This is a genomic window from Collimonas sp. PA-H2 (assembly GCF_002564105.1).
Taxonomy (GTDB): Bacteria; Pseudomonadota; Gammaproteobacteria; order Burkholderiales; family Burkholderiaceae_D; genus Collimonas.
The window spans coordinates 1122933-1147478 of the sequence record NZ_PDBX01000001.1; the positions used below are offsets into that span (position 1 = coordinate 1122933).

The 24546-nt window shown below is 54.3% G+C and carries 24 protein-coding genes; 1 reads left to right on the forward strand and 23 read right to left on the reverse strand.

Translation table 11 applies throughout. The annotated features are described in order from the left end of the window. Positions 1-48 precede the first annotated feature (48 nt). The 17 genes from sctV to BCF11_RS05140 all read right to left on the reverse strand — a co-directional run bounded on the left by sctV (position 49) and on the right by BCF11_RS05140 (position 13890). Positions 49-2181, reverse strand: a complete 2133-nt coding sequence (gene sctV, locus BCF11_RS05065; protein ID WP_098493775.1) for a type III secretion system export apparatus subunit SctV — start codon at positions 2179-2181, stop codon at positions 49-51. Positions 2182-2206: 25 nt separating this feature from the next. Beyond that, the gene (gene sctU / locus BCF11_RS05070) at positions 2207-3274 is read right to left on the reverse strand and encodes a type III secretion system export apparatus subunit SctU (RefSeq protein WP_098493776.1); all 1068 of its coding nucleotides are present in this window, start codon (positions 3272-3274) and stop codon (positions 2207-2209) included. Next, on the reverse strand, positions 3271-4059 hold the full coding sequence (sctT, locus tag BCF11_RS05075; RefSeq protein ID WP_098493777.1) for a type III secretion system export apparatus subunit SctT: 789 nt from the start codon (positions 4057-4059) through the stop codon (positions 3271-3273). Before sctT ends, sctU begins: the two co-directional genes overlap by 4 nt. 11 nt (positions 4060-4070) lie before the next feature. Then, positions 4071-4337 carry a type III secretion system export apparatus subunit SctS gene (sctS, locus tag BCF11_RS05080; protein WP_092359553.1) on the reverse strand — a complete coding sequence of 89 codons (267 nt, stop codon included), beginning with the start codon at positions 4335-4337 and terminating at the stop codon, positions 4071-4073. Positions 4338-4351: 14 nt separating this feature from the next. Then, positions 4352-5002: a type III secretion system export apparatus subunit SctR gene (gene sctR, locus BCF11_RS05085; RefSeq protein WP_098493778.1), complete on the reverse strand. Its 651-nt coding sequence runs from the start codon at positions 5000-5002 to the stop codon at positions 4352-4354. A gap of 15 nt (positions 5003-5017) precedes the next feature. After that, positions 5018-6076 carry a type III secretion system cytoplasmic ring protein SctQ gene (gene sctQ, locus BCF11_RS05090; protein ID WP_098493779.1) on the reverse strand — a complete coding sequence of 353 codons (1059 nt, stop codon included), beginning with the start codon at positions 6074-6076 and terminating at the stop codon, positions 5018-5020. Positions 6077-6198: 122 nt separating this feature from the next. Beyond that, complete coding sequence (locus BCF11_RS05095) at positions 6199-7038, reverse strand: hypothetical protein (protein WP_143751260.1); 840 nt, start codon at positions 7036-7038, stop codon at positions 6199-6201. Between the two features lie 2 nt (positions 7039-7040). Continuing rightward, positions 7041-7598, reverse strand: coding sequence for a hypothetical protein (locus BCF11_RS05100; RefSeq protein WP_143751261.1), 558 nt, complete (start codon positions 7596-7598; stop codon positions 7041-7043). After that, complete coding sequence (locus BCF11_RS05105) at positions 7558-8880, reverse strand: FliI/YscN family ATPase (RefSeq protein ID WP_369827835.1); 1323 nt, start codon at positions 8878-8880, stop codon at positions 7558-7560. The genes BCF11_RS05100 and BCF11_RS05105 overlap by 41 nt, the downstream gene beginning before the upstream one ends. Positions 8881-8882: 2 nt before the next feature. Beyond that, positions 8883-9566 (reverse strand): type III secretion system stator protein SctL, encoded by a 684-nt coding sequence (gene sctL, locus BCF11_RS05110; protein ID WP_158229144.1) that lies wholly within the window; start codon positions 9564-9566, stop codon positions 8883-8885. Next, positions 9544-10380: a SctK family type III secretion system sorting platform protein gene (locus BCF11_RS05115; protein WP_098493784.1), complete on the reverse strand. Its 837-nt coding sequence runs from the start codon at positions 10378-10380 to the stop codon at positions 9544-9546. The genes sctL and BCF11_RS05115 overlap by 23 nt, the downstream gene beginning before the upstream one ends. A 13-nt stretch (positions 10381-10393) precedes the next feature. Further along, positions 10394-11248, reverse strand: coding sequence for a type III secretion system inner membrane ring lipoprotein SctJ (sctJ, locus tag BCF11_RS05120; RefSeq protein WP_098493785.1), 855 nt, complete (start codon positions 11246-11248; stop codon positions 10394-10396). Further along, on the reverse strand, positions 11245-11658 hold the full coding sequence (locus BCF11_RS05125) for a hypothetical protein (RefSeq protein ID WP_098493786.1): 414 nt from the start codon (positions 11656-11658) through the stop codon (positions 11245-11247). The genes sctJ and BCF11_RS05125 overlap by 4 nt, the downstream gene beginning before the upstream one ends. A 40-nt stretch (positions 11659-11698) precedes the next feature. Further along, positions 11699-12157 carry a tetratricopeptide repeat protein gene (locus BCF11_RS05130; RefSeq protein WP_158229145.1) on the reverse strand — a complete coding sequence of 153 codons (459 nt, stop codon included), beginning with the start codon at positions 12155-12157 and terminating at the stop codon, positions 11699-11701. A 35-nt stretch (positions 12158-12192) separates the two neighbouring features. Beyond that, a complete protein-coding gene (locus BCF11_RS27445) occupies positions 12193-12393 on the reverse strand; it encodes a hypothetical protein (RefSeq protein ID WP_092359572.1) in 201 nt (66 codons plus the stop codon). Between the two features lie 78 nt (positions 12394-12471). After that, complete coding sequence (locus tag BCF11_RS05135) at positions 12472-12723, reverse strand: hypothetical protein (RefSeq protein WP_098493788.1); 252 nt, start codon at positions 12721-12723, stop codon at positions 12472-12474. Continuing rightward, positions 12724-13890, reverse strand: a complete 1167-nt coding sequence (locus tag BCF11_RS05140) for an FHA domain-containing protein (RefSeq protein WP_098493789.1) — start codon at positions 13888-13890, stop codon at positions 12724-12726. Positions 13891-14526: 636 nt separating this feature from the next. On the opposite strand from BCF11_RS05140, the gene BCF11_RS05145 reads away from it, so the two are divergent. Then, a complete protein-coding gene (locus BCF11_RS05145) occupies positions 14527-15369 on the forward strand; it encodes a LuxR family transcriptional regulator (protein ID WP_098493790.1) in 843 nt (280 codons plus the stop codon). A gap of 129 nt (positions 15370-15498) precedes the next feature. Here the strand turns inward: BCF11_RS05145 and typA are convergent, their stop codons facing one another. The 6 genes from typA to rimP form a co-directional block, all read right to left on the reverse strand. Further along, the gene (gene typA / locus BCF11_RS05150; protein ID WP_098493791.1) at positions 15499-17334 is read right to left on the reverse strand and encodes a translational GTPase TypA; all 1836 of its coding nucleotides are present in this window, start codon (positions 17332-17334) and stop codon (positions 15499-15501) included. A 259-nt stretch (positions 17335-17593) separates the two neighbouring features. Beyond that, a complete protein-coding gene (gene truB, locus BCF11_RS05155) occupies positions 17594-18547 on the reverse strand; it encodes a tRNA pseudouridine(55) synthase TruB (protein ID WP_098493792.1) in 954 nt (317 codons plus the stop codon). A gap of 104 nt (positions 18548-18651) precedes the next feature. Next, on the reverse strand, positions 18652-19041 hold the full coding sequence (gene rbfA, locus BCF11_RS05160; RefSeq protein ID WP_038492268.1) for a 30S ribosome-binding factor RbfA: 390 nt from the start codon (positions 19039-19041) through the stop codon (positions 18652-18654). Positions 19042-19194: 153 nt separating this feature from the next. Next, the gene (infB, locus tag BCF11_RS05165) at positions 19195-22041 is read right to left on the reverse strand and encodes a translation initiation factor IF-2 (protein WP_098493793.1); all 2847 of its coding nucleotides are present in this window, start codon (positions 22039-22041) and stop codon (positions 19195-19197) included. Positions 22042-22099: 58 nt separating this feature from the next. Beyond that, a complete protein-coding gene (gene nusA / locus BCF11_RS05170; RefSeq protein ID WP_098493794.1) occupies positions 22100-23659 on the reverse strand; it encodes a transcription termination factor NusA in 1560 nt (519 codons plus the stop codon). After that, positions 23656-24141, reverse strand: a complete 486-nt coding sequence (gene rimP, locus BCF11_RS05175; protein ID WP_098493795.1) for a ribosome maturation factor RimP — start codon at positions 24139-24141, stop codon at positions 23656-23658. Before rimP ends, nusA begins: the two co-directional genes overlap by 4 nt. Positions 24142-24546: the final 405 nt, after the last annotated feature.

The window sequence follows — 24546 nt, forward strand, 5'->3', positions numbered from 1 at the left end:
GCACAAATGCCCGATCATCCTCCTTCTCGGAAAAATGAACTAGCCCTATTACTGAATCTGCCCCTGGATGTCGACCCGGATCGAACCTTCGACCTGCGGTGAGGCAAGTACTGTCAAATCAGGAAAATCGACGACCAGTATCGATCGCAGATGAGCACGTATTTCAATTGCATTGACCAATAACACAGGCTTGTGAAAATCATCTGCCTGCCTGGCGCTCGTGATTTGCAATATCTGAGAGTGGATAGACAGGCGCAGAGTCTCCGGTAATAGCAAAACGCTGCCGCTGCCGCTTTGTTTCAGATACTGTTTGATCTGATCCTCAAAACCAGGCGCGACGACAATTGCGGCCAGCCTGCCGTTGCGCAAAGTGTTGCGATAACTGATTGAACGAACCATGGCGTTACGCACGTATTCAGTCAGCATGACATTATCCTTTTCACGCGCGGCAGTTTCAATCAGCGCGTGAGCGATAAGACGCAGGTCGCGTATCGGTATCTGCTCTTGCACTAACCGGCGCAGCACATCCGCGAAGCGGGATAAGGGCACTTGCTGTTTCAATTCCTTTTCCAGATCCGGATAGGAGTCCTCAAGACGTTTTAGCAGCAACTGGGTTTCTTGAATTCCCATGAATTCATGCGCATGGCGGCTGATCACGCGCAGAACATACTGCGCCAGAATTTGTTCCGCATACAAGACCCGGAATTTATTTTCTGTCAAACTGCCTTGCTGATTGAATGGCACCCACAGACCGCTGCCGCCAAACATGCCTTCCGCCGTCACATAGGGAATAGCTGCAGCTGTTAAATTCGATTCTTCCTCAAGACAAAGCACGTGTCCCGGCATGAGATAGCCCTGCAGCATCGGGATTTCGTTGATATACAAGACAAATTGCCCCGCGCTTAGGCGAGCAGCGGAGCGAATCACCATCCCGGGAAAAGGAATGCCCAAGTCATGCGCGACATGCCGCCGCACATTTTCCAATCCAGAATCGAGCTTGAGTGGATTAACATCCTGTGCAATCTGCGGATATACCTCCATTACGATCGGTATCGTCATCAGATGATCGGCATCATCGATAAAAACCGGAACCCGATCACTTCCTTCTCGCGACATTGACGGCATCAACACCTCTGACGGGTTGCGCGCCTTACCGCGCCTGCCTGCCCCTAGATTCCAGCCAGTCAACGCTACCGTCAGGCCCAGTGCCAGAAACTGCCATTTCGGAAACCCAGGCACCAGCAGCATGCCAAACACTACAATGCCGGTCACCACCAGCGCTTTCGGGTGCGCCTTGATTTGCTGTGCGATCTCATTACCAAGGGGAATCGCCTCGATGCTATCGGAACGTGCAACACGGGTGATGACGATGCCGGCTGCGATTGAAACGAAGAGCGAAGGAATTTGCGAAACCAGGGCATCGCCCACTGCCAGGACAGAATAGGTTTGCAAGGCTGTATCCAGGCTCATGTCCTTGCGTAACATGCCCACCATGATGCCCGCAAAGATATTTACCAACGCAATGATGATGCCGGCAATTGCATCTCCTTTGACAAACTTCATGGCGCCATCCATAGCGCCATATAACTGACTCTCGCTCTCCAGCGTCCGCCGGCGCTGACGCGCATCATCTTTGTGGATAATGCCAGCGCGCAGATCGGCATCGATACTCATTTGCTTACCCGGCATGGCGTCAAGGCTGAAACGGGCAGCTACTTCGGCGACTCGTTCGGAACCTTTGGCAATGACGATAAATTGGACAATTGCAATGATTGCAAACACCACCATGCCAATAATGACATCGCCGCCAACCACCAATTTGCCAAAGGTGGAGATGATGTCGCCGGCATAAGCATGCAACAGTATTTGACGGGTCGATGCTATGTTCAGCGACAGCCGGAACAGCGTGGTAAACAGCAACAGGGAAGGAAAAGTCGACAGGCCGAGCGGGGAAGCAATGTAGAGTGAAACGATCAGCAAGGTAACGGAGACGGTAAGATTGAATGCAATCAATGTATCGAGCACGTACGGCGGCAAGGGCAATACCAGCAACGCGATCACCGCTACAATCAGCGCCACCAGCATCAGGTCGTAATGACGCCCCAAGCGGGAAAACCGCGTGCTCGAGCCAGTTGCCCCAGGGCTGCTCAAGCTATTCCATGCTGACTTTAAAAATGCCATGTCTGCCTCAACTTAGATTAAACGTTCATGCATCCGACTTGATGTCCCGGACCCAGCGCAATACCGCCGCGACCGGCTCAATCAAGTCGTCAGGAATATAGTGATTGACCGGGACTTGCGCCTGCAACTGCCTTGCCAACTGAATATCCCGTAATATCGGAATGCCCTCCTCTTGTGCTATCCGGCGTATTTCTTCCGCGATGAACCCTTCACCTTTGGCCAGAACAACCGGGATCGCCGTTTCGTCCTGCTGGTAGTACAGCGCGACGGCAATATGGGTTGGATTGACCACGACAACATTGGCTTTGCGGACGTTGTCGAGCATGCTCTGCATGCTTAATTCCTGCTGCAGTTGCCTGCGCTTGGCACGCAGATGAGGATCGCCTTCCATCTCTTTATATTCGCGCTTGACCTCGTCTTTTGTCATGCGGTTTTTACGGATAAAATCCCAGCGCTGGAAACTGAAATCGGCAATAGCAAACAAAATGAATGCCGCAAGCGCCATCCAGAACAGTTGGCCGACGACTCTTTCTGCCAGCAAAAGAACGCCAGCGATCGGCAGGAAACGGGCGTCAAACAGGATGCCTAGTATTTGACGCGTCAACAAAAATACAATCAGGCCCAGCAAAATTGCTTTGGACAACAGCTTGAACAGCTCGAAAATCGTGCGCAGAGAAAAAATGCGCTGCAATCCGGCAATAGGATTGAGCCGCTTCAAATCCGGCATGACGCGTGTCATCACTAGCAAGCCGCGGCTCTGGAGCAAGCCGATCGCTATCGATGTAAATATCAGGAGGGCAATCAAAGGCAAACTGAAACCAATACCTTCGACAAACATGATTTTTGTGGCGTGGAGGACTGCATCCGGATCTCTCATCGAGCGCCAATCCATATTCAAGGCCTGATTGATAAGCCCCATCATGTTTTGAATAAATGATTTTCCAGCCATCGCCAGTGTCACGCTGACGACCAGCATCGACAATGCTGAAACCAGATCCTGACTCACCGGGATATCGCCCTTCAGGCGTAAATCGCGCAGCTTCTTGGGAGTGGGCTGCTCTGTCTTGCTTTGACTGCTGCTCGAATCGCTCATCGAAGCACCCCTTCCAATGTCTTGTTCAACTCATGGAAATTGGGTAATAACTGCATTCCGTCCGACAATAGAGAGCTATAAATAAGAAGTAACACTGCAAGGATTCCCACCTTGAGAGGCAGCGACAAGAAGAACACATTCAATTGCGGAGCAAAGCGAGACAACAAGCCTAGCGCCAGTTCGACCAGCAACATGAGAATGACAAAGGGTGCGGCAATTTTGACGACCAGGACTATCATCTGCATGATTGCCGCCATCAACATGGTGATCAGCTTAAGATTGCCGACGATGGGCAGCATCTTGTTGATTGGCCAGATGACATAACTTTCAAAAAGCATGTCCACCAGCTGCCTCATACCGCCGGAAATAAAAAAGAAAACCGTCAGTAGCTGCATGAAGAGTCCGCCAATCAATGAATCTTCCTCTCCGGACAATGGGTCGATAGCGACACTCATGGTCAAACCGGCCTGATATTCGATGATGACTCCCGCCGTATGAAAGGCCCAGAATGAAAGACTGGCGAACACGCCGAGCACCATGCCTAATCCGGCTTCTTTGAGCAAGCATGGAAAAAGAATGTGCCAGTCCGCCTCGAATAGAGGCAGTTGAGATTGCAATAGCGGAAACAGGAATAAGCTCAAGCCGGCCACGAAGCTCAGCCGTACCGTGAGCGGGACTACTTTCGTAGAAAAAAACGGCATGAATGAAAATGCCAACAACATGCGTACCATTAGCAGGCCGAGACCTATCAGCGAGGATTCAAGATTCTGGTATTGGTCTACCATGGCTGCTCCGCTTACCTCACCAAAGCAATGGATGCAAACAGCCCATCTGCAAAGGTGAACAATTCGCCCCCCAGCCAGCCCGACATCAAGGCAATCACAATCACAGCGACTACCAGCTTGATGCCAAACGCCATGGTTTGATCTTGCATTTGAGTGACGGCCTGCAGGAACGCCAATAACAAGCCAGTCACTCCAACCGCCAGGACCACCGGCATTGAGAGCAAGAGTACAAGCATCAGCGCCTGCTTTACATCTGTCGCGAGTGTCGCAATATTCATGATTACGCTACAACCTACTGATAAGTAAGAATCAGGTTATGAATCAGCTTGGCCCAGCCATCCAGCATGACAAACAGCAATAATTTGAGCGGTACCGAGACCACGGTGGGAGAGAACATCATCATGCCGAGCGCTAACAGGATGTTTGCCACAACCAGATCGATAATCACAAACGCGAGATAAATCAGAAATCCGATCTTGAAAGCCGCAGTCAGTTCAGTGACGGTAAAAGCCGGCACCAGCACCAGCAAGTCATTATTTTTTAGCTTGGCAGCCTGCTCCGGCGGCCATATCTTTTGCGCTGAACGCACAAAAAATTCCCGCTCCCGCTGTTCCGCATGTTTTTCGAGGAAGGCTCTCAGTGGCTCGCGCCCTTGATTCATGATTTCAATCAGCCCGCTGATGCGTAAGCTGCCGTTGCTTATCTGCGCTTGCGAAACATCCGACATCTGATTGACAACCGGCGCCATGATATAGAACGACAATATGAGCGCGAGGCCATTGACAACCAGGTTAGGAGGTACTTGCTGCAAGCCTATTGCGTTCCTGGCCAGACTGAACACCACGACCAGCTTGGCAAATGAAGTCACCATGACCGCGATAAAAGGAGCGAGGCTAAGTAAGGCAAGGCTGATAATGAGGACGAGCGGATCTTGATTCAGCATTTTTTTCTTTATTTATCAATCCAACGGAACGCCGTCTGCATCCGGTAGATTGTCCGGCTGGCGAATCTTTGTCAGCCGGACCGCGAGTCTCCTTCCCACCAGAACCAGATTGCCTTGGGCGATCAACTTACCGTGGATCCGGACATTCACGACCGCATCGGCGGCTTCATCCGGCAACTGGAAGACGTAGTCTGGCCCGATATGCGCAATCTCAGACACCGGCAACGACAACTCGCCGAGGTCAAATGAAACAGGCAATTCAAGCTGATTCATGTCAATGTGCATGTGCGCATTCTCCGAAAAATTAGCGGCCAGATCCTGAAATCCTGGCGTTGAATCCGTGGGTGGGGAAATCACGGTCAATAATTTCTGCTTCCAATTTGCGTAAAAAAAAGTCTTGCCGCTGCCGATCTCAAAGTCGACCCGCAGCCCATGCTTGCTCAGGCTAGCCGCATCCATCCATATCACGTCGCCCAATGACAGTTCGGCGATCTGCCCGGCATGCAATCTTGTGATACCGACTTGAAGCCTCGCCCGTACCTGCAATTGACCGATAAGGACAGATTGTTCTTTTCGAGCGCCAGGTAGATGCTGCCTGAACCAAGCCAGTGTCCGCGGCGAGCAAACTGCAAATGCACCGGTCGATTTGGTCTGCTGTACCGTATTCGTCAGTTCGAATGAGAACGACTGCCATCCCTCAAATCCGTGCGGGGGATGCCACGCCACTTCGGCGGAATCCAGATCGTTAGTCACGCTTGATGGGAATTTTTCCAACAAGCCGGACAATATTTTTTGCAAAGTGAGCGTGCGCAATGTTTCCGGCATTTCTTCAAACGGTGCGCCAATCAGGCGCGCATCCAATGCGCCAAGCCGATTGAGGCTGATTGCCCATCGGTGGTCACCCAGCTTGAAAAGAATTCGCACTTGAGACGTTTCCGATTGCGGTTCAATCCATTTCAGCTCAAGCTGGCCGCTGGCAAGCTGAAAGCGAATATCGGAACGCCATAAGAGCCACTGATTGGTCTCTTCCAGCCATGCGTCAGACAAAACCGGGAGACACTGTTCAACAAGCATATTCTTGCTCTGCCATTTCAAAAATGAGAGTGTTTTCTATCAGGTCCGATGTTATATTTTGCGCGATGGCCAGCATCGCCGGTAGCCTCGCTAAACCGAGGCGCGGCCAAGACCTGAGCGTGTCAACCACGTGCAATCGCGTCCACCTTGACCACCAGATTAGTTGACGCAGCAAGGCTTGCATTGAGTTTTTCGCGTTCCCGCTGCATTACAAGCAATGTTTCTTTGTCTGACGCATACAGGCGAACCTGCAACGAGGCTCCTTGCCGTGACATTTCAATCATTGCACCAGGCAGTATCGCGCCCACGTCCAGCACCACGCTGCCGAAGCTGTTCGAACCGGATTGGTTTCCCATATACAGCGACTGGCAGAAATTTTCTAAAAGAGCATGCAACTCGGCTTCATTGACGATGGGCGCCGCGCCGTTTGCAGAAGACGCGGCCGGCGCCATGGGAGGATTTAGCGTCGGCAATGGCGCTTGGGCCACCGGAAAACCACCGGGCAAGCCTTTCAAAACATCCTCATGCGAGGCTGCCGACGGCGGCCCCATTCCCATAGGCGATTCAGGGACGGCTACATCGATCACAGTTGGTTTCGCAGCATGCTGTTCATGCTGTGGCGACGGGTTTTGACGATAACTATCCCGATAGCTTTCCCTGAACTGCTGGATCGTCAAATCTTTGGTTGCCCGTGCAAGTGCGTGGTAATCCAAGTCCGGCAAGCCAGATATTGGCGCGGCCGTAACAGGCTCCGTGTCGCTCTGCTGCATATCGTCGGGGGCTAGCTGATTGGCTAAGCCAGAGTCCTTCTGTCCATGTCCGGCTGCTTTCCACAGTTGAATCGCAGCGGCGCTTGGTTTGCCAGGCGGCAGCATGTACGACGCATGCGAAGATGCAGAATGGCTATCTGGCGCGTCGCTGCATATCGGTGTGGCATTGGGCAGGGCTGGATAGGCTGGCATGTTCAAAATCTCATTTCTACAGGTGTAAGCTGTTCAGATAGCCACTTTCTCAAACCCGTATCCTCATTCTGGTCTGAGTCATGGCGGCGTATTATTTTTGCATCCTGGTTTTGCAACTCGGCCTGTTGCTCTTCTACAAAACGGATCTTTTCCTGGTAACGCATCAAGTCGCGGTTTAACGCCGCGATCCGCAACTGTATGTCAGCGTGCCGGGCTTCCATTCCTGCCTGATGCTGCCTGAGCAGATTCTCGATTTCCTGCAGTTGCATATGATGCGCGTTATAGTTGCGGCCGTTGCCGAGAGTGCCACCTTGTTGCAACCATTTTTGCCATTGAGACTGCCATTCCTGCCGTTGATCGGAAACCAGTTTCATATCTTCGCGCAGCAGCAGGAGCAGCCTATCCGCGTTGTTCCTGTCGCTGATTCCTGCGGACCTGAGTATCTCGATTCTGTCCATGCGCAAGCGATATACGCGAATCAAATTGAGCAATCTGGATGCCACGCAATCTGTCTGCATCTCAGTCTCCAGCCAGCCGGGCGAGCTGCTCGATGCTGTCATCGAAATCGCCTATTTCCCCGACCTTTTGCCGTAAAAAATGGCGCATGGGCTCGTGAGTGCGAATCGCTTTATCGGCGAACTTGTCGTTGCCATGCTGGATCTCTCCCATTTGCAGCAGCATTTCGACAGATTCATATTTCCGCATCAATTCGCGCAGCATTCCGGCATTTTCATAATGCGCGTCCGATACCACCTGGCGCATCACGCGGCTGCGGCTCAGTGGAATATCGATGGCAGGGAATGCGTTGGCGTTGGCAAGCAGAGGTGAAAGAATAATGTGACCGTCCAGGGTGGCGCGCATCTCTTCTCCAATCGGGTCGCCGGCAATATCGTCTTCCAGCAAGACAGTAAAAAACGAGGTGATCGAGCCCCGCTCATTTTGTCCGGCGCGTTCGAATAATTTTGGCAGGGCGGTCAATGCGGAGGGAGGAAATCCCCTTCGGGTGGGTGGCTCGCCGGCGGCAAGACCGATCTCGCGCAATGCGCGCGCATAGCGCGTCACAGAATCCATCAAGAGCAGAACCGCACATCCCTGATCGCGAAAATACTCTGCAATTGCCATCGCAACACATGGCGCCTTGGCACGTTCCGCGGCAGAACGGTCAGAGGTTGTCACCACAAATATGGTTTTCCGTATCTTGTCGGTATTGGCAAAATGCTCGATGAATTCGCTGACTTCCCTACCCCGCTCGCCCACCAGCGCCACGACATTGACATCGCTATCGGCGCCTTCCGCGATCATGGACAATAAAGTGCTCTTACCCGAACCCGCCGGCGAAAATATGCCCATACGCTGTCCTCTGCCGCAGGTCAGCAAGGCATCGATGGCGCGCACCCCGGTTTGAAAAACCTCGCTAACCGGCCTGCGTTCGAATGGACTAGGCGCAGCAGCGAGTATCGGGTAGCTCACCATATCTGTCGTAATCAAATCTTTTTTTAGCGGCGCCCCAAAACCATCCAATGTTTGTCCCAGCAATTCGGGGCCGACACGGATAGACGGCACGTGCCCCAGATTTTGGACATGCGTCTGCACCGATAATCCCGTCAATTCGCCGTAGGGCATCAACAGCAAGCCATCCCGTGTAACACCGACTACTTCTGCCGACAGCTGCCAGTCGCTGCCTGGGTTATAGAGCTGGCAGACATCACCGATCCGCGCGGAAATTCCAGCTGCCTTGATCAAGGTGCCTACGGCCTGAGTCACTCTTCCCTTGATTTCCAGGGGTTGCAATCTATGCGATGCAGTATCCAATATCTCGGCGAAGTATTCCTGTTGGTTCAACATCAGTTGTCCTCCTGCAACGACTCTACGGACAGATGCCGAGAAGTTGGCGATCCACTGGACTCTGCCCGTCTGCCGGCAAACACACTAATCAGGCTTTGGCGGATGGCATTCAGCTGATGTTCCAGACCGCCATCCACCGCGCCATATTCTGTTTCGAGTACACAATCTCCGAAGCGCATATGAGGATCTTTCGCGACATCGATAAATTCAACGTATGGATAGTCGCGAAGAATTTTTTGCAGAATTTCATTGACCTCTTCAAACTGATTTGCCGCCACCCTCAAGCACAATTTTTTTTCCTGGCCTGCAGCATGAATTACCTGTCGCACCAGTTTTTCGATTAGCAGGCTTTCGTCAAGCGAACCCAGTACTGTCTTCAAGGCGTTCATTACCGTATTGACCAGGCGCGCTTCCAACCCAATATAGGTCGACTCCAAGCGCATGACACTATCGACCATGCGTGCCGCGAAGTCTTGGCTGGCTTTAGCGTATCCTTCCTGGTAGCCCGCCTCACACTCCCGCGCGATTTCAGCATCGACGCTGACGCGCCGTTGCTTTGCATAGGCGCACGCTTCTGCAAGGACAGCAGCGGCCTCAATCGAGGTAGCGTACGCTTCCGCCTTGACTACTTTGCCTTCACTGACGGCAAGCGCACGCTTATCAAGCAGAGTCAGTCCTTGCATGAAGCTCTCCAGGCAATTCAATGGCAACCTGATCATGCCAGGCGGGAAAGGTCTTGTTCAGCACATCAAAGAACAATGTGACCAGTAAATTTCTCTTGCCTTCTTGCAGCCGGAATGACTTTACTTGCTGCAATGCGGGCGAAAATTTGAGCTTCAATCTGCCGCGCACCGCGATGTCGCTTTCCGATAATGCCGACAGAATCAATCTAAACACGAACTGATGCCAGTCCTCTTCAGTACCAAGCGCTTCGATCCCGGCATCGCCCAAGCCTTGCAAAGCTGCCGCTACCTGCACTAGCGCGACATCTTGCCCGGCAACCCAACGCAATCCGAATTCACGGCATGCCGCGCCCATGACCTGTTCGATTTCTCTCACGCGTTCCCCCAGCACGACCTTGCGCAAATAGGGTTGCAGCAAAATTGCTGCGACATGCCGTCCTAGCTGGATGAGCGCCGATGCATCTAGCAGCATCAATCTTTTTTCCCGGGCTGAAAAATCAAAATCATAATGCGGTTCCAGTCGGCTCGATCGCAATAAAGCGTCTGAAAGGCAGCGCAGCCAGTATGGGTTCCAATCATTTCCGCTTGCGGTCAACAGAGTCTCATCTTGCAACATGTCATCTTGCAGTACGGCAGCTGGCAATACATCGAGTGAGCTGATCTGCTCAGGATGAGCGTATAACGCAGGGAAGAGATTGAATTTAAGAATCGAATCAAAGAATCGATCACCTACGATCGGCAATGCGTATCCCATTTCAGCCAAGCGCATCTCTTGCTCCACATGGTCCAAATGCCTGGCCTCGTTAACCTCCATCTTGTCCTCTTATTCAGCGGAATCTGGTCTTAGTGCTTGCCACCGGTCGTTCGCCTGGCTCATTGGAATCCATCCTGGACGACGATGGCTTGAGATAGCTCCAGAGCAGCTGGCGCAAGCGGGTCGCAAAAAACAATGCGAGCGCCAGCAGGGCAGCCAGCAACCAAGGCAAGCCCAGCAGCATCCACAAGGTAGAGACGCTGGAAGCGGCCACCAATGCGCCAAAGAAGCGGGTAATGGGAACATCGGCAGGTGTGGTCGAGGTTGCAGTCGCGGGAAACAAAGTCACCGCGACACGATCGACCGTCAAGCCTTCGACACTATGCACAACCATATCTTTGACGGCAGGCAGAATCACCTGCATGTTCATGTCGGCGCGATGTTTCAGAAAAACAGATGCTGAGGTTGGCTTGACCTGATTGGCTAAAGGATCATTGTCTGGCATGACGATATGCACGCGCGCAACCAGTACGCCGTCAATCTTTGACAAAGTCGCGGCAAGTCCCTGTTCAATACCATAGATGAAACGTATCCGTTCCTCGGCGGGAGTCGCGATCAACTGATTGCGCGCGAACAGATCGCCCATGGTGCGATAAGGTTCTTCCGGCTCCGCATTCATCTTCAGCAATTCGATAGCGAGCGCCATCTTGCTATCGCTGACCCAGATGCTGTATCCCTTTTCGCCATCCGCGCGCTTTTCTGCCTCAACGCCGCCTTTGAGCAGGGTCAGCAGAATATTGTTGGCTTCGCGTTCACTCAACTGGTTATAAACCGCCTCCTTGCAGCCGGATAAAAAAGCCAATGATGCAACGAGACCGGTAAGCACCAACCACCTTTTGACATCAAATGAAGAAAACGGATATTTCATGCGCGCAGCATGCTCTGCACAGAATCTTCACTGCTTTTCGAACCCTGCTTGACGGCGTCGACTTTCATCTGCATATCCAGGGAAATCATGGTTACCCTGGCCGCCGCAGCCGGTATTTCATGCGGCTTCAAATTACTCATGGCAGCAACCGCCTGCATCAATTCTTCACGATGAAAGACATCGTCCAAACCGCTTTTCCCATTGTCGGCTGTTGCTGGACTATTGGCGGCACTGCTCTGGCCAGACGCCACGCCGGCCTGCTCTGGGCGGCCATTCAGCAAAACCTGGAAACGTTCAACGGTGCCGGCAGAGACTGGCTGGTTAACCCAACTTGCCTCATGCTGCTCGGTCAATTTATTCAATGCGCTGAAATCGACCTGATTGTATATTTGTGCTCCACTCATTTTCATCCTCACGTTTCGATTCAACATGCCAGGCAACAGCACCTCATCAAATCTGATGGTTGTAGTGCCGAAAAAACTGCAAACCCTCGGTGGGAGTCTTATGCTCCCGGCTAGCTTGTTGCTGTTTGGCCAGGTCATAACAGGAACGGGCGACATTCATTGCATCTGTGTCGGTTTGGCGACTCAGGACCTGATCCAATAAAGCTAGCGCTCCCGGCTTTTCCTGCTGCACCAGACAGACTCCCAACACCGACATGACCATCTGATTATCTGGAAATTTTTTTTGCAGGAATTGCAGCAATTCGATCGCTTCATCCGCTTTGTCATAACGGGCATAGACGAGCGCCAGATTAATTCCGGAATGAGGTTGTTCGGGCCTGATTTTTGCCAGGCCGGAAAAAATCGTGACCGCTTGGTCGGATAGTCCCATTTCACTGGCAAGAAATCCCACTTCCGCTAAATGCTGCATAGCTGAGAGGGTCAAGACTTCTATGCTTTGTGTCATGGGATATCCGTCCGTGTTCATGTCTTCGGTGAAGCTTAAGCCCGGCCTGCCTGCGCTTTACTTGAATCGTCCTGTGCTTTCTTAAGCGATTCCAGTGCAGCGGAAATCACCGATACATTGGCTGCGAGCGCGGGAATTTTTGCTGGATCCGTGTTGCTGTTCAAATCCGCAATAGCACTTTGCAATGCATTTGACTGGTTAGTCAGACCGCTGGTATTTACGCCTGAAACTGACATAGTTAACTCCACAAAGAAAAAGTCCCATGACGGGATCACTCATAAAAAACAACAGTCGGGTGACTGCTGCGTAAAAATCTATTTGACGTGGCACCTGTCCCAAAAGCGGGTTATCACTTGCGCCGCTATTTCCGCTATTTCAAGCGCGGATTGATTGACCGCGCACTCTTCACCGGACATCGGCTGCCGCAGATTTGCGCTTGCCTGAATTTGCAATGCCTCAAAAACATGGCAATAGCGATCTTTGAGGATGCCTTGGTGGTCCTGCATCAGGCTTTGCGCGAGCGGGGTCATCATTGACTCTTGCACACTGTCGTTGATCTTCATCATCTAGTTGTTTCCGATCCGGACCAGAAACCGTTGCCCATTACGTTCCAGCTCGACCTGATCAATTTCGATCGCAACCAGCGCAAAGCCGTCGACCACGTCGCCTTCCGAAAATTTCAAGCCACTCGAGTCAATGACGTAGCGGCCACGTTTGCTCATCAAAATAGAAAGCTTGCGAGGGAAATTAGCGATCGTTCCAATCCCGGCAGATGCGGGAGGCGCCACGCGCGGCGTCTCTGGTACAGGAGAAATTTCAGGCGTCACAACGTCACCCGCTTGTTCCGGACGTACACGCGCCTCCAGCGCCTTCACGCCCACAACCTGCCGCGCCAGCACTTGCAAGCGCACGGCCTGCGCTTGCTCGTCTATTTCGTTATTGCAACCGAGGCGCCCTGCTCCCCGGTAATTGACAATGCAAGGCAAATTTTCAAGGTTTGCCAGGCGCGACAATGAAGACACCATCTGCTCGACGGAATACACCTCGATTTTTGGATGATAGGTTGAGTTATGCACTGCCATGGTCAGCAATTCATTTTGATAATTGCTTCCCACGTATCCGCTCAAGGCGAGCTCACCGCTTTGGGTACGCTCGATGCGTAGCTCACTGCCTGCCGGCGCAATCGACTTCAACCAGAGCCGAGCTTCGGTGAGATAGGATTGCGACATATATGCGGATGAAGGCAGCATTGCTGCATAGGCAATCCCCATCACGGCTAAAAAGCCGATTGCTCCACCTCCCAGAACCACATTGCGCTTCCAGCGTGGCATTGATACCAATTCAGAAAAACCGGATCGCCAAGAGCGCCCTGACTTGTTATTTGCCATCAGCGCTGCAACGGCACTATCAGTTTGCAACTGGGTCCAGTCAGCGCCTTTATCGCCCACAACAAAATCTATGCTGCCGCAGCGTACCGACTGCATATAGGCGACTTTTACCGTTTCACTTGGAGTCAGCTCTTTGTCCTGAAGCGTGAGCGAACCATTGAGCGCGGTACAGATCAGGCCCGCGACCGTCAGTAGCAACTGGCAATGCTGGGCTTCAATGCCCTCGTCTACCAGCACCAGAGAACAATCGGACTGGCAACCCAAAATGAAGGGCACGCCAAGCTCCAGGCTGATCTCTGCTCCTTGATTAAATCCGCTAAGGATTCTGAGCGTTTTTTGTATCATGATTTTTTTGCAATGCCGTCATGTACCAAAAGCAGAAACCACTCAGAACCGTCTAAATAGCCGCCGCGCGTCCTGAGTTCTCAATATGTCGTTGGATCTGTTTGCGTCCACAGAGTCAAGACGCCTCGCCATCTGGATAGAATAAAACCGAACGTATTTCGGCCACGACCGGAAAACCGTAGGCGATTGTTCATGACTGGCTGATAGATGTAGTCCGCTACGAAAAACCGAACTTAATTGCAATAAAAATCACAAATCTCCCAGGAGATCTCTGCTTTGGCAAGCTCAGCGCCGTCCCGATCGGCTCAATGGGGTGGCTGTAATCGATACCCGCTTTCGGCCATCCAAGATGACCTCAACGCCATTTGGCATAGCACTGAGCGCAGTACGACCGGGCCGAAAACCTGTAGTCAATTCGTTCATGGCTAGCCGATAGAAGCCACACGGCTACGAGAAACTGATCTTATTAGCAAAAAAAGACAACTATGCTGATGAAATTGGTCTTTGCATTCAAACTTATGCAGAAAAAGTATCAATACGTCATCACCAAGTGATCCCGTGCATGAACGGAACAGCAACACTGTTGCAGACAATTCTCGTACACAGATTCCACATCCGATCTGAAAAGGCCTCGCCATGTACTTACACCTTGCCAGCCAGTCAGGCAGCCCCGCGCCGCCCGACGAAGGAGATTTAATCGAAAAAGATTTTGAAAGTGCGTTCCCGGAAAAAGCACTCCCTGCTCGCCCTGTCGCCTCGATCATTGGGATCAATTCAAAACGGAACGCCGAAGAAATAGACCAAACTGCTCACACGGCATTGAAATCGATTGGCTTGGACGGATTCGGATACGGGCGATATTCTCGTTTGGGCGACACCATTCAAATCGTTGATTTCTTCGGTCATTTCGTCTTGCCTCCTTGGGCAAAGCGCTACGTCGAACAGCGTTATTACGAGGTCGACCCGCGCGTGCATTTCGCGTTCCGGCACGAATTGCCGTTCGTATGGGATTTATCGTCCCTGAATAATTTAGGGAGCGTAGATAGATTGGCAAAGCGGTTCAGGCAATTTCTGGCCGAAGCTGAGCATGCGGGCGTGCGAAGCGGGATTGCCTTCGGCATCTCCAATCCCAATACCGTGGAACGCGCCTTCGTCAGCTTCTATTCGGCTAAACCCACCAAGGAATGGATTGTCGACAGCGTTGTGGGCCAGACTTATGCTGTGGGACTAAAGATCCATGAGCTGCTGACTCACCACGTACAACAGAATTTGAGAACAGGGCTCCAGATCGACTTGACGGAGATCCAGCGCCAGACGCTGAAATTGGTCATCAATGGCGTGAGTCGACGCGAGATAGCCCATCGTCTCGATACGTCGCCGCAAAACATCGACTACCACATTCTCCAGCTTCGGAAGAAATTCGGTGTGCGAAATCATGTGCAACTCGCCTACGTGGTCGGCCGCCTGATGCTCGCATGAGCGCTGCAGCCTGTCGTTGCTACCCGGGCAAAACCCGAAAAGAAAAAACCCGTCGATCTGCAAGTTTGTTATCTCGCAAATCAACGGGTTTTTAGTGGCCGGACCAGCAGGTCCGGTGCACTGAGCAGCTTACGCGTCGCGCGAAGCCTTTTTACGCTCATGTTCCTTCAAGTAGCGCTTACGCAGGCGGATGCTCTTCGGCGTTACTTCGACCAGTTCGTCGTCGTCGATGAATTCAACTGCATATTCCAGCGACATTTCGATTGGCGGCACCAGGCGCACCGCTTCGTCGGTACCGGACGAACGGACGTTGGTCAGCTGCTTGCCCTTGATCGGGTTGACCACCAGGTCGTTGTCGCGCGAGTGGATACCGATGATCATGCCTTCGTAGACCGGGTCATTGTGGCTGACGAACATACGGCCGCGATCTTGCAGTTTCCAGATAGCGTAGGCAACGGCTGCGCCGTCGTCCTGCGAGATCAGCACGCCGTTGCGACGGCCGCCCAGTTCACCCTTGGAGGTGTCAACCGGCGCGTATTCGTCGAACACATGGCTCATCAGGCCGGTGCCGCGGGTCAGGGTCATGAATTCGCCCTGGAAGCCGATCAGGCCGCGTGCTGGCATGCGGTATTCGAGACGGACACGGCCCTTGCCGTCCGGTTCCATGTTTTGCAGGTCGCCGCGGCGACGGCCCAGTTCTTCCATGACGCCGCCCTGGTTGGCTTCTTCCACGTCGACAGTCAGGTTTTCGTATGGCTCTTGACGCACGCCATCGACCATCTTGAACACCACGCGTGGACGCGAAACGGCCAGCTCGTAGCCTTCGCGACGCATGTTTTCGATCAGGATGGTCAGGTGCAATTCACCGCGGCCCGACACTTCGTAGGTCGAATCATCGCCTTCAGCCTGCACCACGCGCAGCGCCATGTTGGCTTTCAGTTCGCGGTCCAGGCGGTCCTTGATCTGACGGGTGGTGACAAACTTGCCTTCGCGGCCAGCCAGCGGCGAGTTGTTGACCATGAAGTTCATGGTCAGGGTCGGCTCGTCGACCTTCAGCATCGGCAAGCCTTCTGGCGAGTCCGGTGCGCAAATGGTGGAACCGATGCTGATTTCTTCGATACCGTTGATCAGCACGATGTCGCCAGCCAGCGCTTCATCTGCCAGCACGCGGTCGAGGCCACGGAAAGTCAGCACCTGGTTGATGCGGGCCTTGGTTGGCTTGTCGTCCGGGCCGTTCATCCAGACCACGTCTTGCAAGGCTTTGACTTTACCGCGCAGGATACGGCCAACGCCGATCTTGCCGACGTAGGAAGAGTATTCCAGCGATGTGATCTGCAGTTGCAGCGGGCCGTTAGGATCATCTTCACGCGCAGGAACGTGCTTCAGGATCGCGTCGAACAGCGGTTCCATGTTGCCGTCGCGGACGGTGTCTTCCAGACCTGCATAGCCTTTGAAGCCCGATGCGTAGATGATCGGGAAATCCAGTTGTTCGTCCGTTGCGCCCAACTTGTCGAACAGTTCGAAAGTAGCGTTCACAGCCTTTTGCGGATCAGCGTTCTCGCGGTCGATCTTGTTGACCACGACGATAGGCTTGAGGCCCAGCGCCAGCGCCTTGCGTGTCACGAAACGCGTTTGCGGCATCGGACCTTCTTGCGCATCAACCAGCAGCAGAACGCTGTCGACCATCGACAGTACGCGCTCGACTTCGCCGCCGAAGTCGGCGTGGCCCGGGGTATCAACGATGTTGATGTGGGTGCCCTTGTATTCGACTGCGCAGTTCTTCGACAGAATGGTAATGCCGCGTTCTTTTTCAATATCGTTCGAATCCATCACGCGTGCATCGACGTGCTGGTTGTCACGGAAAGTGCCGGATTGACGCAACAATTGGTCAACCAGAGTGGTCTTGCCGTGGTCAACGTGGGCAATGATGGCAATGTTGCGGATAGCGCGAGGTGTGTTTGACATGGTCAGTTTGGAGATTGAAGAACTTAGTAAGTGCGCAGAGTTACGGTTACGATTGCGCAGAATATTTATTGCGAGATTATTTATTGCTACAAATGCGGCCAAACATGCTCGCTAAGGCACTGCACGGAAGCACGGCAGATGTAGCGGAATTTGGGAGGCCGCGCATTATAGCATGACGCGCCGCACTACTTTATGAAAAGCCTTGTAATTTCAACGAGTTGCTGTCTCAAACGCAGCACAAGCGTTGCTCAAAAGGCATTTACACGAGCTGTGCTGTGGCAATCAGGCGTTCGGGTGCCAGGACGCCATACTCGTGTAGCTGGGCGGTGCCCAGTAGTTGCCTAACAGATACATCATCGGCCGGCTGCAGGTACACCCGCACCCGCCCAGCCTGCACCGGCAGGGCCACGCCTTCTTTCGCCAGCGTCAGGCGCTGGCCTTGCAGGAAGCGCTTGGCCAGTGCATCCGACAGCAGCACTTCCGGAAACGTCAGCAGCAGGCTGTCGACCGGCGCCAGCAAGGCGCTGCGCTGGTCCGGCTCGGTGGCCGCCAGTTGTTCCAGGGTGACGCAGCCGTCCAGCGTCAGGTGGCCCACCTGGATCCGGCGCAGCTCTTGCAGATGGGCGCCGCAACCCAGCGCGGCGCCGATGTCTTCGCCCAGCACGCGGATGTAGGTGCCCTTGCTGCAGGCTACGCGCAGACGCAGGAACGGCGCTTCGTAGGCCAGGAATTCGAGTGTGTGAATGCTTACGTCGCGCGCTTCGCGTTCCAGCGTGATGCCGGCACGGGCGTATTCGTAGAGCGGCTTGCCGTCGCGCTTGAGCGCCGAGTACATCGGCGGCACCTGCTTGATGGGGCCGCGGAACTGCGCCAGCACGGCATCGATCTGCTCGCGGCTGACGTCGACGTCCTTGCGTTCCAGGATCTCGCCCTCGGTATCGCCGGTGGTAGTACTCACTCCCAGATGTATCAAGGTTTCGTAAGTCTTGTCGGCATCCAGCAGATCCTGGGCGAACTTGGTGGCTTCGCCAAAGCACAGCGGCAGCACGCCGGTCGCAAACGGATCGAGCGTGCCAGTGTGGCCTGCTTTTTGCGCATTGAGCAAGCCTTTGGCCTTGATTAGCGCGTCATTGCTGGAAAAGCCGACAGGCTTGTCCAGCAGCAGGACGCCATTCAAGGGGACACGGATTCTTTTAGGTGGGCGTGATGCCATGGTAGCAATGCAAAAAAGGGAGAAACGGAAACGGCTTGCTGTTGCCAGCAAGCCGCATCAAATGGTTGACAATGACTGCCGATCAAATCTGATCAAGAAGTCATTTATTCCTGGCCGTCATCCTTGGAACGGGTTGCGTTCGCCAAGTCGATCAGGCGCGACATCTCGACGCCGCGGGCGGTCGAATTGTCATGGATGAAATGCAAGGCCGGTAGGGTGTGGATAGACAGGCGGCGGCCCAGCTGGTTGCGCAGGAAGCCGGCGGCCTGGGTCAGGCCCTTGACGGTATTCGCAATCGCTTCCAGGTCGTCGTTCAGCATCGTGAAAAACACCTTGGCATGGGCGTAATCCGGCGTCACCTGCACTTCGGTAATCGTGATCATGCCGACCCGCGGGTCTTTCAGCTCGAAAACGATGATCTCGGACAGGTCCTTCTGGATCTGGTCTGCAACGCGCAGGCCGCGGCCGGGGATGGATTTACTATGTTTAGCCATACTTTTATTCGGCGCTGTTACGCGCTATATCTTTCACAAATGAACTACCAACAACTTACCAACATGACACAACTTGCCGCCAAATGAAAATCGGGCTTTTAGGCCCGATTTTCCTGCCTTACGCACCTGAGTTGCGTGCGTGTGCTTTGACTATTACAGGGTACGCGCGATTTCTTCGACTTCAAAGATTTCGAGGTGATCGCCTTCTTTGATGTCGTTGAAGTTCTTCAGGGTCAGACCGCATTCGAAGCCGGAACGGACTTCCTTGACGTCGTCCTTGAAGCGTTTCAGCGAATCCAGCTCGCCTGTCCACAAGACCACGTTGTCGCGCAGCAGACGGACCGAAGCGCCACGCTTGACCAGGCCTTCGAGCACGTAGCAACCGGCAATCGCGCCGACTTTGCTGACCAGCAGCACCTGGCGAATTTCCACCAGGCCGAGGTTCTGTTCGCGCTTCTCCGGCGACAACATGCCGGACATCGCTGCCTTGATCTCGTCCACCGCATCGTAAATGATGTTGTAGTAACGGATGTCGACGCCGTTGGCTTCCGCCAGCTTGCGAGCCTGTGCATCGGCGCGGGCGTTGAAGCCGATGATCACGGCCTTGGAAGCGACTGCCAGGTTGACGTCCGACTCGCTGATGCCGCCGACGCCGGCGTGCACCACTTGTACCCGGACTTCGCTGGTCGACAGCTTCTGCAGCGATTGCACCAGAGCTTCTTGCGAACCTTGCACGTCGGTCTTGATGATCATCGGCAGGTTCTTGACTTCGCCTTCGGCCATCTGGTCGAACATGTTTTCCAGCTTCGCGGCTTGCTGCTTGGCCAGCTTGACGTCACGGTATTTACCTTGACGGAACTGACCGATTTCGCGCGCCTTGCGCTCGTCTGCCATGACCATGACTTCTTCGCCGGCAACCGGCACTTCTGTCAGGCCCTGGATTTCGACCGGGATCGATGGACCGGCTTCGGAAATCGCCTTGCCGTTTTCATCCAGCATTGCACGGACACGGCCATAAGCCGAACCCGCCAGCACGACGTCGCCGCGCTTCAAGGTGCCGGACTGCACCAGGATGGTTGCTACCGGACCGCGACCCTTGTCGAGACGCGCTTCCACCACCAGGCCACGGGCCGGGGCAGCAACCGCGGCCTTCAGCTCCAGCACTTCGGCTTGCAGCAGCACTTGCTCCAGCAAGTTGTCGATGCCTTCGCCAGTCTTGGCCGATACCGGCACGAATGGCGATTCGCCACCGTATTCTTCCGGCACCACTTGTTCCGCGATCAGTTCCTGCTTGACGCGATCCAGGTTGCCGCCCGGTTTGTCGATCTTGTTGATCGCCACCACCAGCGGTACGCCGGCTGCTTTCGCGTGGGCGATCGCTTCCTTGGTTTGCGGCATCACGCCGTCGTCGGCCGCCACCACCAGGATGACGATATCGGTCGCCTTGGCGCCGCGGGCACGCATCGCGGTAAACGCTTCGTGGCCCGGGGTGTCGAGGAAGGTGATCATGCCACGCGGAGTTTCAACGTGATATGCACCGATGTGCTGGGTAATGCCGCCGGCTTCGCCGGAGGCAACCTTGGCGCGGCGGATGTAATCCAGCAGCGAAGTCTTGCCATGGTCGACGTGACCCATGACGGTGACCACCGGTGCGCGCGGCAGCAATTCGGCGTCGGCATGTTCTTCGCCGTCGACCAGCAATGCTTCCGGATCGTCCAGTTTCGCAGCGTGCGCGGTGTGGCCCATTTCTTCGACCAGAATCATCGAAGTTTCCTGGTCCAGCACCTGGTTGATGGTGACCATCTGGCCCAGTTTCATCAAATGCTTGATGACTTCCGAAGCCTTGACCGACATCTTGTGCGCCAGTTCAGCGACAGTAATGGTTTCAGGAACATAGATGTCCTTGATGACCGCTTCTGTCGGCGCCTGGAAATTGCTTTCGTGATCGTCGTTATGCGAACCACGGCGGCCCTTAGGACCACCGCGCCAGCCATCGCGCCCGCCGCCGGTATTGCCGCGGGTCTTGATGCCGAGGCCGCGCTTCTTGGCGGCGTCGTCCTGCCAGGTCGAAGAGACGTTAGCGGACTTGATCGACTTCTTGTCGACCACGACCTTCTTGTCGTCTTTCTTCTCGCCCGGCTTCTTGTCGGCTGGCTTGTGCAGCGTGCCTTCAGCGGTCTTGGCCGGGGCAGCGACTGGCGCTACCGGCTCAGGAGCCTTGATCACGCGGCGCGGCGCATTCATCATGGCCTTGATCTGCGCCACTTCATCTTGCACGGCCTTGCGAGCGCGTTCGGTGGCAGCGGATTTCTCGGCAGCTTCCTTGGCGGCTTGCGCAACCTTCTGCTTGGCTTCTTCGCTGGCCAGGCGTTTCTTTTCTTCTGCTGCCGGATCTTCCTGCTTGACCGGCGCATCGGTGCTGGCAGCCACCGGGGCCGGTGCTTGCGCAGCGGCTTTCTTGGCTTCCAGTTCAGCTTTCTTGGCGTCGCTTTCGGCTTTTTGCGCAGCCTTGGCTTGCGCTTCCTTCTCAGCTTCCAGCTTAGCCAGGCGTTCCTGTTTTTCCAGCAATTCGGCTTCCTGGCGAGCGATCAATTCTGCCTGACGGCGAGCTTCTTCCACCCGGCGTGCCTGTTCCGCTTCGTCGACGACGGGCGCGGCAGGCGCGACCGGTGCTGCCGCTACTTCGGCAACCGGCTCGTCACGCTTGACGAAAGTACGCTTCTTGCGCACTTCAACCTGGATCGTACGCGACTTGCCAGTGGCGTCAGCCTGCTTGATCTCGGTGGTTTCCTTGCGGGTCAGCGTGATTTTCTTCTTTTCGCTATCTGGCACCGCACCGTGCGAACGGCGCAGGTGTTCCAGCAGGCGATCCTTGTCTTCTTTCGACAAGGCGTCGTCAGTCGAATTTTTCTGGACGCCAGCCGATTGCAGTTGTGTCAGCAGTAAGTCCGCTGGCATTTTCAGCTCGGTGGCAAATTGGGCTACATTGTTACTCGCCATTCAGTCCTCTTTTTCTATGTGGCGCGGCAGACGATACGGAACCTCTCGGATCACTCGATCACTTGGCTTCCGCTGTATTCCATGCCTTGGCTTGCAGGGCCTTGGCATGATCATCGTACTTGGCATCGATGAGTTTCATCTCATCGTCGGTCACATCTTTAAACTCTTCTTCAATCAAATGACGCGCACGCTCGGCTGGCAAAGCCAGGATCGCGCCAAACTCGTCATACGCCAGGGCGGCGAAGGCAGCCAAGGTCTTGACTCCCGCCAGGCCCAGCTTGCCGGCGGTAACCCGGTCCATGCCTTCGAAGTTAACCAGCGCATCTTCCATGCCTTCCAGTCCTTCTTCCGAGGCAATCGCTTCGGTCACCAGGGCATCGCGCGCCCGGTTGCGCAGTTCGTTGACAGTGTCTTCGTCAAACGAATCGATCTCCAGCATTTCGGTGATCGGCACGTAGGCGATCTCTTCCAGGCTGGCGAAACCTTCTTCCACCAGGATGTCGGCGACTTCCTGGTCGACGTCCAGTTTTTCCATGAACAGGGTGCGGATCGCCGCGGTTTCCACGGCCGATTTGTCGGCCGATTCTTCCGCTGTCATGATGTTGATCTGCCAGCCGGTCAGTTCTGCCGCCAGGCGCACGTTCTGGCCACCGCGGCCGATGGCGATCGCCAGGTTCTCTTCATCCACGACCACATCCATGGCGTGCTTTTCTTCGTCAACCATGATCGAAGAAACATTAGCAGGAGCCAGTGCGCCGATGACGAATTGCGCCGGGTCTTCCGACCACAACACGATGTCGACCCGTTCGCCGCCCAGTTCGCCAGTCACGGCCTGCACGCGTGAACCACGCATGCCGACGCAGGTGCCGATAGGATCGATGCGCTTGTCCGCGGTAAACACAGCGATCTTGGCGCGTACGCCAGGGTCGCGTGCCGCCGACTTGATTTCCAGCGAGCCTTGTTCGATTTCCGGAACTTCCAGTTCGAACAGTTTCATGATGAATTCCGGCGCGGTGCGCGACAGGATCACTTGCGGGCCGCGGGCATTGCGGTCGATACGCAGGATGAAAGCGCGGACGCGGTCGCCGATACGCAGGTTTTCCTTAGGAATCGTCTGGTCGCGCGGCAAGCGTGCTTCGATCTTGCCCGATTCAACGATGGCGTCGCCGCGTTCCATCCGTTTGATGGTGCCGGTGACCAGCGAATCGCCGCGTTCCAGGAAGTCGGCCAGGATCTGTTCGCGTTCAGCGTCGCGGATCCGTTGCAGCACGACCTGCTTGGTGTCTTGCGCAAAGCGGCGGCCGAACTCAACCGATTCGATCGGTTCTTCGATGTGGTCGTCGACTTCGACGTCGTCAATCTGTTCCTTGGCTTCGAACAGCAGGATTTCCTGGTCCGGCAATTGCAGACCCGCTTCATCCGGCACTACGTGCCAGCGGCGGAAGGATTCGAACTCTCCGGTTTCACGATCGATCGTGACGCGGATATCGACGTCGCCCTCGTAGCGTTTTTTGGTTGCCTGTCCAAGCGCGTGTTCGAGCGCACCGAACACAACATCCCGATCGACGTTTTTTTCATGCGCGAGCGCATCGACCAACAATAAAATTTCGCGACTCATGCTTTGCGACTCCTAAAATCCACTTGCGGCACCAGGTGTGCCTTATCTACGTCAGCGAGCGTAAAATCCAACACCGCCGACCCATCTTTTGTTTCAAATTCGATTTTCAAGTTCTCGCCGTCGGGTTCGCCGAGGACACCTTGAAATGACTTCCGATGTGCTGCGCCCGGCATCGCCACACGCAATTTCACGATCGCTTCCTTGCCGGCAAAACGTACATAGTCAGCCAGTTTCTTCAGCGGCCGGTCGAGGCCCGGCGACGAGACTTCCAGCCGCTCGTACACGACGTTTTCCACCGTCAGCACGTGCAGCAGCTGATGCGTCACTTTTTCGCAATCTTCTACCGTGATCGGGCCCTGCTCGGCGTTTTCCGGCGTGAAATCGATGTATACGCGCAACAAGCCACGCGCGGCCTTTTCGAATTCGACCAGCTCGTAGCCCATGCCAACCACGGTTGTTTCAATCAGCTCCAGCAACTGCAAGGCAACTCCCTATAAATATAGCTACCGGCCCGGCAATTGCAGGCCCGAATAAATACGCACAAGCGGCAAGCACGACTTAAAAACCGCTAAAAACGAAAAGCAAAAAAAAAATGGGCATCTGCCCATCTTCTTATCGTTTGTCATTTCAAGCAGTTTCGCGAGACCGGCTGCGCATCAAATCGAATTCTTCAAGCAATATTCAATTTAATTCCGCTTTAAATCTCGTTAATGACTTCTGTTAACTTGTAAATTATAAACGATTGGGCTATGTACCGCAATGCAGGAAGTTTGCATTTATTGACAATCGGCCGCCAACAGACGGTAAATTAATCATTATTGCAACACTTCCCGCCACTTCTTTCCACATCGTCCAGAGCGGCAAAAACCGCCAGGGACAAGAACACT

What these genes read in the sequence shown, in the direction of transcription:
- infB (WP_098493793.1), bottom strand. Translation starts at nt 22,041, where the DNA reads ATGGCGAGTAACAATGTAGCCCAATTTGCCACCGAGCTGAAAATGCCA.
- sctU (WP_098493776.1), bottom strand. Translation starts at nt 3,274, where the DNA reads ATGAGCGATTCGAGCAGCAGTCAAAGCAAGACAGAGCAGCCCACTCCC.
- BCF11_RS05130 (WP_158229145.1), bottom strand. Translation starts at nt 12,157, where the DNA reads ATGACACAAAGCATAGAAGTCTTGACCCTCTCAGCTATGCAGCATTTA.
- sctQ (WP_098493779.1), bottom strand. Translation starts at nt 6,076, where the DNA reads ATGCTTGTTGAACAGTGTCTCCCGGTTTTGTCTGACGCATGGCTGGAA.
- sctV (WP_098493775.1), bottom strand. Translation starts at nt 2,181, where the DNA reads ATGGCATTTTTAAAGTCAGCATGGAATAGCTTGAGCAGCCCTGGGGCA.
- BCF11_RS05145 (WP_098493790.1), top strand. Translation starts at nt 14,527, where the DNA reads ATGTACTTACACCTTGCCAGCCAGTCAGGCAGCCCCGCGCCGCCCGAC.
- BCF11_RS27445 (WP_092359572.1), bottom strand. Translation starts at nt 12,393, where the DNA reads ATGTCAGTTTCAGGCGTAAATACCAGCGGTCTGACTAACCAGTCAAAT.
- nusA (WP_098493794.1), bottom strand. Translation starts at nt 23,659, where the DNA reads ATGAGTCGCGAAATTTTATTGTTGGTCGATGCGCTCGCGCATGAAAAA.
- sctT (WP_098493777.1), bottom strand. Translation starts at nt 4,059, where the DNA reads ATGGTAGACCAATACCAGAATCTTGAATCCTCGCTGATAGGTCTCGGC.
- BCF11_RS05095 (WP_143751260.1), bottom strand. Translation starts at nt 7,038, where the DNA reads ATGCCAGCCTATCCAGCCCTGCCCAATGCCACACCGATATGCAGCGAC.
- truB (WP_098493792.1), bottom strand. Translation starts at nt 18,547, where the DNA reads ATGGCATCACGCCCACCTAAAAGAATCCGTGTCCCCTTGAATGGCGTC.
- sctR (WP_098493778.1), bottom strand. Translation starts at nt 5,002, where the DNA reads ATGCTGAATCAAGATCCGCTCGTCCTCATTATCAGCCTTGCCTTACTT.
- BCF11_RS05135 (WP_098493788.1), bottom strand. Translation starts at nt 12,723, where the DNA reads ATGATGAAGATCAACGACAGTGTGCAAGAGTCAATGATGACCCCGCTC.
- typA (WP_098493791.1), bottom strand. Translation starts at nt 17,334, where the DNA reads ATGTCAAACACACCTCGCGCTATCCGCAACATTGCCATCATTGCCCAC.
- BCF11_RS05125 (WP_098493786.1), bottom strand. Translation starts at nt 11,658, where the DNA reads ATGAAAATGAGTGGAGCACAAATATACAATCAGGTCGATTTCAGCGCA.
- BCF11_RS05100 (WP_143751261.1), bottom strand. Translation starts at nt 7,598, where the DNA reads ATGACAGCATCGAGCAGCTCGCCCGGCTGGCTGGAGACTGAGATGCAG.
- sctL (WP_158229144.1), bottom strand. Translation starts at nt 9,566, where the DNA reads ATGCAAGGACTGACTCTGCTTGATAAGCGTGCGCTTGCCGTCAGTGAA.
- sctS (WP_092359553.1), bottom strand. Translation starts at nt 4,337, where the DNA reads ATGAATATTGCGACACTCGCGACAGATGTAAAGCAGGCGCTGATGCTT.
- BCF11_RS05140 (WP_098493789.1), bottom strand. Translation starts at nt 13,890, where the DNA reads ATGATACAAAAAACGCTCAGAATCCTTAGCGGATTTAATCAAGGAGCA.
- sctJ (WP_098493785.1), bottom strand. Translation starts at nt 11,248, where the DNA reads ATGAAATATCCGTTTTCTTCATTTGATGTCAAAAGGTGGTTGGTGCTT.
- rbfA (WP_038492268.1), bottom strand. Translation starts at nt 19,041, where the DNA reads ATGGCTAAACATAGTAAATCCATCCCCGGCCGCGGCCTGCGCGTTGCA.
- BCF11_RS05115 (WP_098493784.1), bottom strand. Translation starts at nt 10,380, where the DNA reads ATGGAGGTTAACGAGGCCAGGCATTTGGACCATGTGGAGCAAGAGATG.